The sequence below is a fragment of the Marinobacterium sp. xm-d-564 genome, from assembly GCF_013283345.1.
Lineage (GTDB): Bacteria > Pseudomonadota > Gammaproteobacteria > Pseudomonadales > Balneatricaceae > Marinobacterium_E.
Window position 1 is genome coordinate 248,503 of the sequence record NZ_WBYO01000001.1, and the last position, 12,917, is coordinate 261,419.

At 47.6% G+C, this 12,917-nt stretch carries 15 protein-coding genes; 9 read left to right on the forward strand and 6 right to left on the reverse strand.

Features of this window, described 5'->3' with window-relative positions:
- Positions 1-25: 25 nt before the first annotated feature.
- The 7 genes from XMD564_RS01280 (at position 26) to XMD564_RS01310 (ending at position 6,215) form a co-directional block, all read left to right on the forward strand.
- On the forward strand, positions 26-763 hold the full coding sequence (locus XMD564_RS01280; RefSeq protein ID WP_169450310.1) for an ABC transporter substrate-binding protein: 738 nt from the start codon (positions 26-28) through the stop codon (positions 761-763).
- A 20-nt stretch (positions 764-783) separates the two neighbouring features.
- Positions 784-1,503 (forward strand): ABC transporter permease, encoded by a 720-nt coding sequence (locus tag XMD564_RS01285; protein WP_254442789.1) that lies wholly within the window; start codon positions 784-786, stop codon positions 1,501-1,503.
- Positions 1,500-2,192 carry an ABC transporter permease gene (locus tag XMD564_RS01290; RefSeq protein ID WP_173480553.1) on the forward strand — a complete coding sequence of 231 codons (693 nt, stop codon included), beginning with the start codon at positions 1,500-1,502 and terminating at the stop codon, positions 2,190-2,192. The genes XMD564_RS01285 and XMD564_RS01290 overlap by 4 nt, the downstream gene beginning before the upstream one ends.
- Positions 2,193-2,270: 78 nt before the next feature.
- Complete coding sequence (locus XMD564_RS01295; protein WP_173480554.1) at positions 2,271-4,466, forward strand: YgiQ family radical SAM protein; 2,196 nt, start codon at positions 2,271-2,273, stop codon at positions 4,464-4,466.
- A 378-nt stretch (positions 4,467-4,844) separates the two neighbouring features.
- On the forward strand, positions 4,845-5,057 hold the full coding sequence (locus tag XMD564_RS01300; RefSeq protein ID WP_173480555.1) for a cold-shock protein: 213 nt from the start codon (positions 4,845-4,847) through the stop codon (positions 5,055-5,057).
- A gap of 109 nt (positions 5,058-5,166) precedes the next feature.
- Positions 5,167-5,718, forward strand: coding sequence for an elongation factor P hydroxylase (locus XMD564_RS01305; protein ID WP_173480556.1), 552 nt, complete (start codon positions 5,167-5,169; stop codon positions 5,716-5,718).
- Positions 5,706-6,215, forward strand: coding sequence for a hypothetical protein (locus tag XMD564_RS01310; protein WP_173480557.1), 510 nt, complete (start codon positions 5,706-5,708; stop codon positions 6,213-6,215). Before XMD564_RS01305 ends, XMD564_RS01310 begins: the two co-directional genes overlap by 13 nt.
- 4 nt (positions 6,216-6,219) lie before the next feature.
- Here XMD564_RS01310 and XMD564_RS01315 read toward each other — a convergent pair whose 3' ends face one another.
- The 3 genes from XMD564_RS01315 to XMD564_RS01325 are packed head-to-tail and all read right to left on the reverse strand — an operon-like array spanning position 6,220 to position 7,700.
- On the reverse strand, positions 6,220-6,672 hold the full coding sequence (locus XMD564_RS01315) for a copper chaperone PCu(A)C (RefSeq protein ID WP_173480558.1): 453 nt from the start codon (positions 6,670-6,672) through the stop codon (positions 6,220-6,222).
- Positions 6,673-6,681: 9 nt separating this feature from the next.
- The gene (locus XMD564_RS01320) at positions 6,682-7,266 is read right to left on the reverse strand and encodes an SCO family protein (protein ID WP_173505663.1); all 585 of its coding nucleotides are present in this window, start codon (positions 7,264-7,266) and stop codon (positions 6,682-6,684) included.
- A complete protein-coding gene (locus XMD564_RS01325) occupies positions 7,263-7,700 on the reverse strand; it encodes a hypothetical protein (RefSeq protein ID WP_173480560.1) in 438 nt (145 codons plus the stop codon). Before XMD564_RS01325 ends, XMD564_RS01320 begins: the two co-directional genes overlap by 4 nt.
- 162 nt (positions 7,701-7,862) lie before the next feature.
- On the opposite strand from XMD564_RS01325, the gene XMD564_RS01330 reads away from it, so the two are divergent.
- The gene (locus tag XMD564_RS01330) at positions 7,863-9,020 is read left to right on the forward strand and encodes a 4-phosphoerythronate dehydrogenase (protein WP_173507668.1); all 1,158 of its coding nucleotides are present in this window, start codon (positions 7,863-7,865) and stop codon (positions 9,018-9,020) included.
- Positions 9,017-10,129 carry an ATP-NAD kinase family protein gene (locus XMD564_RS01335; RefSeq protein WP_173480562.1) on the forward strand — a complete coding sequence of 371 codons (1,113 nt, stop codon included), beginning with the start codon at positions 9,017-9,019 and terminating at the stop codon, positions 10,127-10,129. Before XMD564_RS01330 ends, XMD564_RS01335 begins: the two co-directional genes overlap by 4 nt.
- Here the strand turns inward: XMD564_RS01335 and htpX are convergent.
- From htpX to XMD564_RS01350, 3 genes are all read right to left on the reverse strand, one after another.
- On the reverse strand, positions 10,126-11,013 hold the full coding sequence (gene htpX, locus XMD564_RS01340; protein ID WP_173480563.1) for a protease HtpX: 888 nt from the start codon (positions 11,011-11,013) through the stop codon (positions 10,126-10,128). The two genes, XMD564_RS01335 and htpX, sit on opposite strands and share 4 nt — an antisense overlap.
- 80 nt (positions 11,014-11,093) lie before the next feature.
- Positions 11,094-11,462, reverse strand: coding sequence for a hypothetical protein (locus tag XMD564_RS01345; protein WP_173480564.1), 369 nt, complete (start codon positions 11,460-11,462; stop codon positions 11,094-11,096).
- An 80-nt stretch (positions 11,463-11,542) separates the two neighbouring features.
- Positions 11,543-12,757 carry a pyridoxal phosphate-dependent aminotransferase gene (locus tag XMD564_RS01350; RefSeq protein ID WP_173480565.1) on the reverse strand — a complete coding sequence of 405 codons (1,215 nt, stop codon included), beginning with the start codon at positions 12,755-12,757 and terminating at the stop codon, positions 11,543-11,545.
- Between the last annotated feature and the right edge of the window lie 160 nt (positions 12,758-12,917).

Consider the following 12,917-nt stretch of genomic DNA (forward strand, 5'->3'; position numbering starts at 1 on the left):
CAGTAGATCCTAATAGGAGAAAATAATGAAATTAAAAAACCTCGTCGTTGGTCTTACTTTGAGTGCTGTTGCAGCCTCTTCAGCTTTCGCAGGCGATAAAATCCGTATCGCTACTGAAGGTGCATACGCGCCTTTCAATATGGTCGATGACAAAGGTCAGCTTCAGGGCTTTGACGTAGATATCGCTAATGCACTTTGTGCTGAAATGAAAGCAGACTGTACGCTAGTGGCACAGGATTGGGACGGTATTATTCCTGGTCTTATGAGCCGTAAGTACGATGCAATCATCGCATCAATGTCGATCACAGAAGAGCGTCTAAAAGTTGTCGACTTCACTAACCCATACTACTCAAACGTTCTCGCTTACGTGGGTCCTAAAGGTCAGTCTATGGGTGACATGAAGGGTAAAACGCTTGGTGCGCAGCGTGCGACTATCGCTGGCCAGTACCTTGAAGACAACATGTCAGGAAGCGCGAGCGTAAAACTGTACGATACTCAAGATAACGCATACTTAGACCTTGCTGCCGGCCGTCTTGATGGCATGCTGTCAGATAAGTTCCCAGCATACGACTGGCTACGAACTGATGACGGCAAAGGCTTTGAGTTCAAAGGCCAGGATATCGACATCGACGATAAGATCGGTATCGCAATTCGTAAAAACGATGCTCTAAAAGAGAAGTTCAACAAAGCACTTCAAGCGATTGTTGATAACGGTACTTACGCGAAAATCAACGCTAAGTACTTCCCATTCTCGATCTACTAATCGGGACAGGCTGTGCCTAAATGGCGCAGCCAATATCTTACTCTATGTTTGATCTTCACGGCTTCGGTCACCTTCTTTGGGAGGGTGCCTGGATAACTATTCAGCTTGCGCTCGCTAGCCTATTTTTTGGCCTTATTATTGGGCTTGCTGGTGCCTCTGCGAAACTATCCTCGATTGCGCCACTTCGCTGGTTAGCAACCGGATACACAACGCTGATTCGTGGAATACCGGAACTGCTTTTAGTGCTCACCATCTACTTTGGTGGCTCGATGCTGTTGATGGCTATCGCAGAGCGTTTTGGTTATACAGATTACATAGAGGTGAGTGCTTTTGCAGCGGGTGTCACGGCGCTCTCTATTGCATTTGGTGCCTACGCTACTGAAGTTTTTCGAGCGGCTATTCAAGCGCTCCCGAAGGGCCAGTGGGAGTCAGCCTATGCTTTGGGCTTGCCTCGCCTGACGACCTTCTATCGAATTATTCTGCCCCAGGTTTGGCGTCTTGCGCTGCCAGGTCTTGGCAACCTTTTCCAAGTCCTTCTAAAAGATACCGCACTCGTCTCTGTTGTTGGTTTGAACGACATTATGCGACAGGCCTACGTTGCGACGGGGTCTACAAAAGAGCCGTTCACTTTCTACATGGCAGCCGCACTGATCTATCTTGGTCTCACGGCAATATCTACTTTGATAACTACTTATCTTGAGCGCGCATCAAATCCTGCTGAGAAGAGGGTTGCAGCATGAACTGGTCATGGGATGTGATCTGGGAATATTTTCCACGCCTCTTTGATGGCGTTTGGTTAACACTAGAATTGGTTCTCTATTCAGCCTTAACGGGGCTAGCGATTGCAGTGCCTCTTGCGCTGATGCGTGCCTCTAAAAATCGCTTAGTTTCTGCGCTTCCTTGGGCATACATCTATTTCTTCCGTGGCACGCCGTTATTGGTCCAAATATTTTTGATCTACTATGGCTCAGCTCAGTTTGATCTCATTCGAAATACATCCCTTTGGGAAATTTTCAGTGAACCCTTCTGGTGTGCACTGATAGCGTTAACGCTGAACACTGCAGCGTACAGTGCTGAGCTTGTTCGTGGTGCAATCCAGTCTATTCCAAAGGGGGAGATTGAAGCTGCAGAGGCTTTTGGTATGTCGAAACTGGTTCAGATACGACGTATCGTCCTGCCTCGTGCTTTCGGTATTGTGCTTCCTGCTTACGGGAATGAGTTAATTCTGATGTTGAAGGGTAGTGCGCTCGCCTCAACCATTACTCTGTTGGATCTTACGGGTATGGCGAGAACCATTATTGCTCGTACTTATACCCCGCTGGAGATCTTTTTTGCGGCAGGTATGTTGTATCTTGCTATCGCTGCGCTATTTATTTTGGCGTTCCGGTTTATTGAGCGCTGGCTAAATCGCTATCAATACCCGCGATAACTTTTATCGATTCTGAGCAGATCTTCTAACTGCTCTCACGTATAATTTCACCATACTCATTAGATCTCTGGATTGATCATGCAAGCCACTCCAACAATCACCTCGATTGCTCAGCGTAACGATGCTCCGCACGCACCGTTTTTGCCGCTGTCTAAAGCTGAGATGAAGAAGTTGGGTTGGGACCAGTGTGACATCATTATCGTGACCGGTGATGCCTATGTTGATCATCCATCGTTTGGTATGGCCATCATTGGCCGTCTGCTGGAGTCGCAGGGTTTCAAGGTAGGTATTATTGCTCAGCCAGATTGGCAGAGTGCTGAGGCCTTTAAAGTATTGGGTAAGCCTCGCTTATTCTTTGGTGTTGCGGCGGGTAACATGGATTCTATGATCAACCGTTATACGGCCGATCGTAAAATTCGTTCTGATGATGCCTATACGCCGGGTGGTAAAGCCGGTAGCCGACCTGATCGTGCCAGCATTGTCTACAGCCAGCGCTGTCGAGAAGCTTATAAAGAGGTTCCCATTGTATTGGGAGGTATCGAAGCGTCACTGCGTCGTATTGCTCATTATGACTACTGGCAAGACAAAGTTCGTCGCTCAATACTGCTCGACTCCAGGGCGGATATATTGCTCTACGGTAATGCTGAACGTGCCATTGTTGAAGTGGCTCAGCGAATGTCAGCCGGCGAATCGGTTGGCGACTTGACCGATGTCCGAGGCACCGCTTTTATTCGCACGGATACGCCCGAGGGCTGGATGGAGATAGACTCCACTCGTATCGATAGACCGGGCAAAATTGATCGAATGATCAACCCCTATGTTAACACCCGAGACCTTGAACAGTGTGCGTTGGAAAAGGGTTCCAAAGAGGAGCCTGAGGCTGATGAAGTTCAGGTTCTGCATATTGAACCTAAGGTGCACCTTGATCGCAGTAAAACAGTCATTCGCATTCCCCCATTTGAAAAAGTCTCTAAAGATCCTGTTCTCTACGCTCATGCGAGCAGAGTACTCCACTTAGAGACAAATCCCGGTAATGCTCGCGCGTTAGTCCAACAGCATGGTGATCAAGAGGTGTGGTTGAATCCACCTCCGATTCCATTGACCACTGAAGAGATGGATTTCGTTTTCGGGCTTAACTACGCACGTGTTCCACACCCGATCTATAAAGGGCAAGAGATCCCTGCCTACAAGATGATTCGGTTTTCGGTGAACATCATGCGCGGCTGTTTTGGCGGTTGTACTTTCTGCTCCATTACAGAACACGAAGGGCGCATTATTCAGAATCGCTCTCACGAATCGATTTTAAATGAGATTGAAGAGATCAGAGATAAAGTCCCAGGCTTTACAGGGGTTATCTCAGATTTAGGCGGGCCAACGGCCAATATGTATCGAATTGCCTGTAAGTCACCGGAGATCGAAAAGTCCTGTCGTAAGCTCTCTTGTGTCTACCCGGAGATATGCCACAACTTAAATACTGATCACTCCTCATTGACGGAGCTTTATCGCAAAGCACGCAAAACAAAAGGGGTGAAGAAGGTGATGATTGCGTCAGGTCTTCGCTACGATTTGGCTGTGGAAGACCCTGAATACGTGAAAGAGCTGGTGACCCATCATGTTGGTGGTTATCTAAAGATCGCGCCTGAGCATACTGAACGAGGTCCGCTCGATCATATGATGAAGCCGGGCATTGGTACTTACGATGCGTTTAAGAAGATGTTTGAACGCTTCTCTAAAGAGGCAGGGAAGGATCAGTATCTGATTCCTTACTTCATCGCTGCGCACCCCGGTACCACTGACGAAGATATGATGAATCTCGCTGTCTGGTTAAAGCGCAATGACTTTAAAGCGGATCAGGTGCAGGCGTTTTACCCTTCACCGATGGCGACCGCTACCGCCATGTACCATACCGGTCGTAACCCTCTGAAACGTCAAAGCTACAAAAAGTCTTCAGAGCGGGTTGAGACGGTCAAAGGTGAAAAACAGCGTCGTTTACACAAAGCATTCCTACGCTACCACGACCCTGAAAATTGGCCGCTGTTACGTGAGGCTCTGAAGTCGATGGGACGTGCTGACTTGATAGGCGATGGCCCTAATCATTTGATTCCTTCAAACAATTCAGAGGGTGATCAATATAAGAGTCCGCGCCGTAAGAACGTTAATAAGCAAAGTAAGAGTGTTAAAAAAGGTAGATTATTGACTCAGCATACAGGCTTGCCACCTCGTGGTAAGGCTAAAAAAGGGTCATCTAGCGTTAAAAAGCGGCAAAAAGCGTAACATTGATAAAAAATAGTTGTATTCGGCACTAACTGGATTAAACTTAACTCAGTTGTTTACGTTGTGGCGTTTGAAACGTCCAGAGAAACAAGTTGCACTAGAGCTTAACCCTAGGGTTGGCTGGAACACCGAAAGTAAAACTTCGCATCTGATCTTCTGCTCCTTTTCCACTCTGAACTAAGCACTAATTTTGTTAGTTTTGAGTGTTGTGTCATCGTTTTGTCACTTCATCCTGCTAATAAATAACTGGGTTACAAGATAGGCTTGTAATTTAGTTCGCGGCACAGGTCGCACTCAGGCCAAGTCATTGACTTGGTAGATAACTCCCCTCGGGGATGCACTAAAGTTCCTAAATGGGACAGGATTAAGAGGCAAGAAATGTCAGAGCAGCTAACTGGTACAGTTAAATGGTTTAACGACGAGAAAGGTTTTGGTTTCATTCAGCAGGAGAACGGTCCAGACGTATTCGTTCACTTCCGTGCTATCAACGGTACTGGTCGTCGTACACTAGCTGAAAACCAGCAGGTAACTTTCGAGGTTACTCAGGGCCAGAAAGGTCCTCAAGCTGACAACGTAACTGTTGTAGCATAAGAGTAAGATTCTTAGAAAAAAGCGCCATATGGCGCTTTTTTTGTGCCTGTCAGATTAATTACAGACTTTAACCCGACTATAATCTAACGGTCTTTTTCTGGAGCCTGATATGGATCTCGATCCTCAAGTCGATCAACTGATTGAGTGTTTTAATACTCTCTTTTTGGAATCCCTTAATACCGAACTGGTTCGCGGTGATGGGGAGCCTATCTACTTGCCTGCCGATTCCGATTATCCTCATCATCGAATTATCTTTGCACATGGCTTCTTTGCAAGCGCATTGCACGAGATTGCTCACTGGTGTGTGGCGGGTCCAAAAAGACGACTGCTTGAAGATTTCGGTTACTGGTACAAGCCAGATGGCCGTACAGAAGAAGAGCAAGCCGAGTTTGAGCGAGTGGAGGTATCCCCTCAAGCTTATGAGTGGATTCTAACGGTATCGGCGGGTCGAAAATTTCATTTCAGTGCCGATAACCTCTCTCAAGGGTTAGGAGCTTCAGATAGCTTTAAAGAGGCTGTTCTTAACAGGGTGCATCAACTGCTCGACAATGGAATGAACCCACGCTTGAAAGCGCTCAGCGAAGCTCTGAGAACACTCTATGCTGTGGAGCCTCTGAGTGTCGATCAGTTCCAATTAGAGAGTTATTCGTGCGCCAGTTAAGCATCACTGCAACCGATTGGCTTTTACAGGCCAAAGGCGATGACTGGTCTCTCTTTGCTAGCGTTACTAATCGCTTTAACTATCTAAGATTGACGCTGCCGACAAAAGAGTATCTTTACGCTGAAGGTGAGCAGGAACTGGGTCAATCAGATCGAGGTGTGTGGGTGCTCGGTGTATTTGATCATGTCGAGCAGTTACAGTACTTTCTTGCGTTGCATAACGACAACCCATTAAAAGTGCCGGCGCTGAAAATTGAGCAGAGTTGGCCAGTGGTGGCATACCAAGAGCAATCTCTAATGGATTATCCACACTACTCAGGGGTCTATCGTGTCGGTTTCAAATCCTATCGGGTGACTCAAGAGATAGACGGATATCGGGTGGAGTATATTGACGGTTATAAAGCGGCACTGCTGGGAGTGTTGGAGTCAGAGGTTGATGCCTGTCTAGCACTCTACAGCCACTTCGACAGTCGTACCCGTGGCTGTAAGATGTGCTGATCGATCAATGCTGCATATCGTGCTTCATCTCTTTTTTCATACCAGGCTTTTGAATCATTTTGACGGGCACTTCTAATGCTTGGCTAGTTCCATCACTGAAATTTAATTTCAGATCGATTGTCTGATCGATGGAGAGTGGCTCCTTTAGTCCGATAAACATCACATGTAGGCCGCCTGGTTTCAAATGAGTGGTGCTGTTTGCTGGCAGATCAATGGCAGGAATTTTTCGCATACGCATCACTTCACCATCTTTGATATGAGTATGCAGCTCGACCACTTTAGAGATAGAGGACTCAGCTGAAACCACTTGAAGATCGGCACCACTGTTTTTGATATCCATGAATGCGCCGGTCATTTTCTGGCCCGGTGGAACAGCACGCACACGCGCATCTGAAATCTCGACCTCGGCCTGGGCAAGGGTGCTGGTTAAAAGTGACGCGATTAACAGTTTTTTCATCTTAGTTTCCTATTGCAAGATGGAACGGATTTTCTCAACAAGTTGGTTGGGATTGTTGTGTGAGACGCTTCCTAGAAACTCACCTTGTTGATCGATTAGATAGATTTTAGAAGAGTGGTCGACGGTGTAGCCCATCGCTGAATCAGGCTGCTCGACCATTCGATAGTAAGCCCCGTACAGTTTAATCGCGCTGTCGATCTGCTGACGGCTGCCGGTCATACCAAGAATGAGAGGCGAGAAAAACTGAGAGTAGACCTGTAGCTGTTCCAGTGAATCCCGATCAGGGTCGACGCTGTAAAAAATGGGTTGAATTTGGTTTAGTTGCTCATCATCGAGTTCATTGAAAGCAAACTTCATACTGGTTAAAGAAGTGGGGCATATATCGGGGCAAGAGGTGTAGCCAAAATAGAGCAGCACCAGTTTGCCTCTGAAGTCACTCAGTGACACATCGCCATCAATACTTTTACCCTGAAACTCACCACCCAGCTGAACCGGTTGGTAACTGTTGTTGGGTTTTAGGTAAACCAGGCTAACAATGACGGCTGCCAAAATCAGCATCACAATAATCAGTAGATTTATGTTGCGTGTCATCATCGTGCATCAAACCTCAATTCAACAATCTCTTGTTTCGAATCCGTTTCAAAAATCACCTTTGCTAGCCAGGTCATCGTCCCTGTGGTGCAGACGGCTAACTGAGTCCGTCCCTGCCAAAGGTGTTCACTCTTTTCCATTTCAAACTGGTTAACGCCCATGTACATATCGGCGCCTTGCAGATCGACCCAAACTCGATTGATCCCAGGTAGATCAGTTTCAGCCGTCAGAGTCATATTGTTCAGAGATCGAGCTGGCATCGGTCCCAGTGTAAAGCGGTACCGAATATCATCGTTAACGACTTCGCATCTGCCGCTGTTGATATCACAATGTGACACCGGTTTCGGTCCCAAAAAGAGTTGAGAAGCCCAAGTTAAAAGTACTATGGAACTGATCAGGAACAGACTGATAACGATTCGCTTAGGTGGATTAGTCACTTAAATTCCTAACTCTATTTTGCGTATGTTTTCATGCTCGAGCCTAACAGTGAACCAACTTTACGTTTATTTACACGGCTTTTTACACCGGATCAGTGGTATCAGTTCAGATCGCACTTTTATCGATAGGCCGTATAATACAGCTCTTCAAAAGGGGTGTTCATGATAAAGCTCAAAAAAGTCATTGTTGCAGATGAGAATATGCCGGCCGTTGAGACATTGTTCTCCTCCTTCGGTGAAGTTCGCCGTGTGGCGGGTCGCTCAATAGAACCCAGTCAGTTGGCTGAAGCTGATACGCTTCTCGTACGTTCTATTACCCAAGTTAATGCACGGTTATTGAGTGAGACTAAGCAGTTAGAATTTGTCGGTTCGGCGACCATAGGTATGGATCATATGGATTCTCACTACTTGACTGAGCGCGCAATTCCCTTTTCTAACGCAGCAGGCTGTAACGCCGATTCAGTTGTGGATTATGCGCTAGCAGCTATTTATGAATATGCCGAACAGAGAGCCTTAGATCCACGGAATCTCTCATACGGGGTGGTCGGTGCTGGTAATGTTGGCTCTCGGTTAGTTAGCCGTTTAACTGCGCTAGGAGTTCATGTCCTTGTATCAGATCCCCCTCGAGCTCTTCGGGATCCAACCTTTATAGATACCCCTCTCGCGCAGTTAATGGCCCAGTCGGATGTTGTCTGTTGTCATCTGCCGTTAACCACCAGCGGTGAGCATGCTACCCATCACTTGATTGGCGAGTCGCTTCTGCAGCAGTTAAGTCCAGGCGCTCTTCTTCTAAATGCTGGACGGGGGCCCACCATTGATGGTGAAGCACTCTTAAGGTTTGCCAAGCAGAGAACCGACGTCACCTTGGTGATGGATGTGTGGGAAGAGGAGCCGAAAGTCGACCGTGAATTGGCCGGTCGTGTATTGATCGGTACGCCCCATATAGCGGGTTACAGTTTAGAGGGTAAGTTACGCGGAACTTACATGCTGTATGAGCGTTACTGTGAGATTTTAGATCTTGAGGTTTCTGCGTCTTTCGACGGCCTTTTGACAGATTACCCGACCCCAAAACTTGAATTAACTCAACAGACAACGATTCAACTGGTGATTCAATCTGTCTACTCCATAAAGGAGGATCATCAGCGTTTTATAGACTCTTTGACCCCTGCGGAAAATCAACCTAAAGCCTTTGATCAATTGAGAAAGAGTTACCCGGTGCGTCGAGAGTTTTCATCGCTGAAGCTGACCGGTCAGACGACAGGCGCGATGAAAGTTCAGCTTGCAGCTTTAGGGTTTAAGGTGGATGAGGTGCAGGTATGAAGTTTCGCTTAGGCGTATTGGTCAACCCTTATGCCGGTATTGGTGGCAGTGTTGCATTGAAAGGGAGTGATGGTGAAGCGATCAGAGATGAGGCTTTAAGCCGAGGTGCTCAGCAGCTTGCTCCGGTCAAAATGCGTCACGCCCTTGAGGCCATAAAGAGTGATCAAATTGAGCTGTTTACCTGGGGCGGTGCCATGGGTGAAGAGTCAATTAAAGAGTTAAAGTTAGAGTGCCTTGTCTTAGGTTCACCGCAGCACTGGCCGACCAGTGCAGAGGATACGTTGATCGCTGCTAGAGCAATGGTTGACGAGGGTGTCGATCTCATTCTGTTTGCGGGTGGTGACGGTACGGCACGCAATATTTATGAAGCCATTGGGCAACAGGTGCCTGTCCTTGGCGTTCCGGCGGGTGTGAAGATTCATTCAGGCGTCTATACCCTGACCCCTTCGCTAGCAGGGTCATTAATTACTGATCTTATCGAAGGGCGTCTGGTTCGCATGGAGCAGGCTGAGGTTCGCGATATTGATGAGTCTGAGTTTAGGCAGGGCCGAGTTCGTGCAAAATATTATGGCGAACTGCTTGTGCCTGCAGAGCATCAGTATGTGCAGTCTGTGAAAGAGGGCGGCAAAGAGGTTGAAGAGCTTGTAGTCGCTGATATCGCGGCCGATTTTGTTGAGCAGATGGATCCCGAACTTCTCTATGTGATGGGATCCGGCACAACCGTCGCGGCGATCATGGATGAGTTGGGACTCGAAAATACGCTGTTGGGTACCGATCTTATTAAAGATGGAGAGGTTGTCGCTAGTGATTGTTCAGCACAGCAGTTACTTGAGCTAGTGGGGGATGCGCCTTTCAAGATTGTCATCACACCGATTGGCGGGCAGGGGCATCTTCTTGGTCGCGGTAATCAACAGTTGAGCCCGCAGCTGATTCAAAAGGTAGGTCTACCGGGTCTCTATGTCGTTGCGACACGCTCTAAAATCGTCGGACTTAATGGGCGCCCGCTTATTATTGACAGTGGTGACCCAGAGCTGGATCGAAAACTAACCGGTGTGGTGGCGGTGCACACCGGTTATCGAGACGCAGTTATCTACCGAGTCGGAATTTAACGGCGGTTTTGCAGAGCCTCAATACGAGCTGCTAGAGGAGGGTGGCTCGCAAACATCTCCATAAAGCCCTGCTTCTTGATGCTGCTGATGCCAAAGGCCGTGAGCTGTCCGGATAGCTCTTGCGCTTGACCCGATTCAGCCTGCAGTCTTTGCAAAGCATTAATCATGCCCTGCTTGCTCGCTAGGTCTGCACCCGCTTCATCTGCCCGGAACTCACGGCGACGCGAGAACCAAGCCACAATCATATGAGCAAATACGGCAAAGACCATCTCAGCGATAAAGGTCGCGATGTAAAAGCCTATACCAACACCGCCTGAGTTATCGCCACGGCGCAAGAAGCTATCAACGGCGTAACCGACGATACGAGCTAAGAACATCACAAAGGTATTGATAATCCCTTGAATCAACGACAGAGTCACCATGTCGCCATTCGCAACGTGACCTACCTCGTGTGCTAGCACCGCTTTCACTTCATCGGCTTTGAATCGCGAAAGCAGACCGCTACTGACCGCAACCAGTGCGTTGTTCTTATTCCAGCCAGTCGCAAAGGCATTCGCTGCATTGGATGGGAATACCCCCACTTCTGGCATGCCAATACCGGCTTTTTGAGCCAGTTCTGCCACCGTTTCAACCAGCCATTTCTCCTCGGCATTGCGAGGTTGCTCAATAATTTGAGTGCCCGTTGTTCTCTTCGCCATCCACTTAGAGATAAACAGAGAGATAAATGAGCCGGCAAAACCAAACACTGCACAAAAGGCTAGTAGAGCGCCAAGGTCTAGGCCGTTCGATGTTAGGTATGGACCAACGCCAAGGATGTTAAGCGTCAAGCTGGCCACCAGAATGATGGCAAGGTTGGTCGCTAAGAAAAGGATTATTCTGAGCATTTAGGTTGCTTCCTCAAACAATTTATCTATTAACACAAATTGTGGCGAAGCAACCTAAATTCAACCTTAAAGGTGAACTCTTAAAGGTTAACGACGCGAGCTTCGATAGCGTTACGCAACTCTTGGTAAGAGTCGATGTTCTCTGGTGCGAAATAGAGTTTGTAGTAGACCTTTTCACGCACGCGGTTGATCCCTTCACGACTATCACCGGTCATCGATGCGTAGGTGTGAGCCATTTGCAAGTGAATGACCAGAGTGCCTGCCGGTTGAGTAAATGAGTGTCCCGCTAGGTCAACGCGCTGGCGCGGTTCATGTTGTGAGTAGAAAGAGATCTCACCAATGTGCGCCATGTTGATTAGAAAGTTTGATGTGATGTCCACAACCAGCTTCTTATCCATGCCGTTGTGGTTCATCTTAATACCGCGATCTTTTTTGATCTTTAAAAACATAACTACTCCTGTTAGTTAGTCGCACTATAGTCGCTAATTGTGACAGTGATACGACATGGCTCCATTCCGTAGAGCTCGGGTTACTGTTTGTAGGTTTTCAGGAAGGTGCCAATTCTAGAGATGGCATCTTCCAAGAGTCTTGGTTCCGGTAAAAATACAATCCTAAAGTGCTGAGTATCCGGAAGGTTGAAACCGCTACCATGCACAATTAGCACCTTTTGCTGCTGAAGTAGATCCAGTGCGAATTTCTCATCGTTGCTGATGGGATGGATCTCGGGATCTAACTTCACAAAACAGTACATTGCCCCTTTGGGTTTAACGCAGCTGACACCGGGGATCTCATTTAGCATCTTGTAGGCGATATCTCGCTGATCGCATAGGCGACCACCAGGAACAATCAGTTCATTGATCGATTGGTATCCGCCAAGTGCAGTTTGAATGGCATTCTGCGCCGGTACGTTTGCACACAGACGCATGTTCGCCAGCATCTCTAAGCCTTCGATGTAGTCGGTTGCCGTGTGCTTAGGACCACTTATAAACATCCAACCTGAACGGAAGCCCGCCGCACGGTAAGTCTTGGATAATCCGTTAAACGTACAGACCAACACATCATCTGTCAGTGATGCGATCGAGGTGTGTTTCGCTTCGTCGTAAAGAATTTTATCGTAGATCTCGTCAGCAAAGATGATCAGATTGTGTTCACGCGCTAATTCGATAATCTCTTTAAGGACCGATTCTGGGTACAGCGCACCAGTTGGGTTGTTGGGGTTGATCACTACTATCCCACGGGTGTGCTCAGAAATTTTGCTGCGAATATCCTCTATATTTGGGAACCACTCGCGCTCCTCGTCACACTGATAGTGAACCGGTGTACCCCCTGCTAGGCTGACGGCTGCGGTCCATAGCGGATAGTCTGGTGCAGGGATTAACATCTCGTCGTTATCGTTGAGAAGCCCCTGCATTGCCATCACGATCAGCTCTGAGACACCGTTCCCAATGTAGATATCTTCAATGGTGACATCTTTGATGCCTTTGCGTTGTGACTCCTGCATGACCGCTTTACGAGCTGCAAACAGCCCTTTTGAATCACAATAACCCTGCGCGCTTGGCAAGTTGTAGATTACGTCTTGAACAATCTCGTCAGGGGCATCGAAGCCCCATGGGGCCGGGTTACCGATATTCAGTTTTAAAATTTTGTGGCCATCCTCTTCCAAGCGTTTTGCTTCTTGAAGGACAGGTCCACGAATGTCGTAACATACATTGTTGAGTTTGTTGGACTTTCTAATCTGAGACATCGGTAGAGCTCTTCTCACGGGGAGATTAATTTAAAGGGGATCGATTTGAGTAGAATACGTCGTACTACCAACGTGTTGATAAGCAAACCGTGTTAGTTGTAACTATACGACTTTGCTCGGTTTGGGTATAGAGTTTACCGAGCTCTTAGAGAGGTTTTTC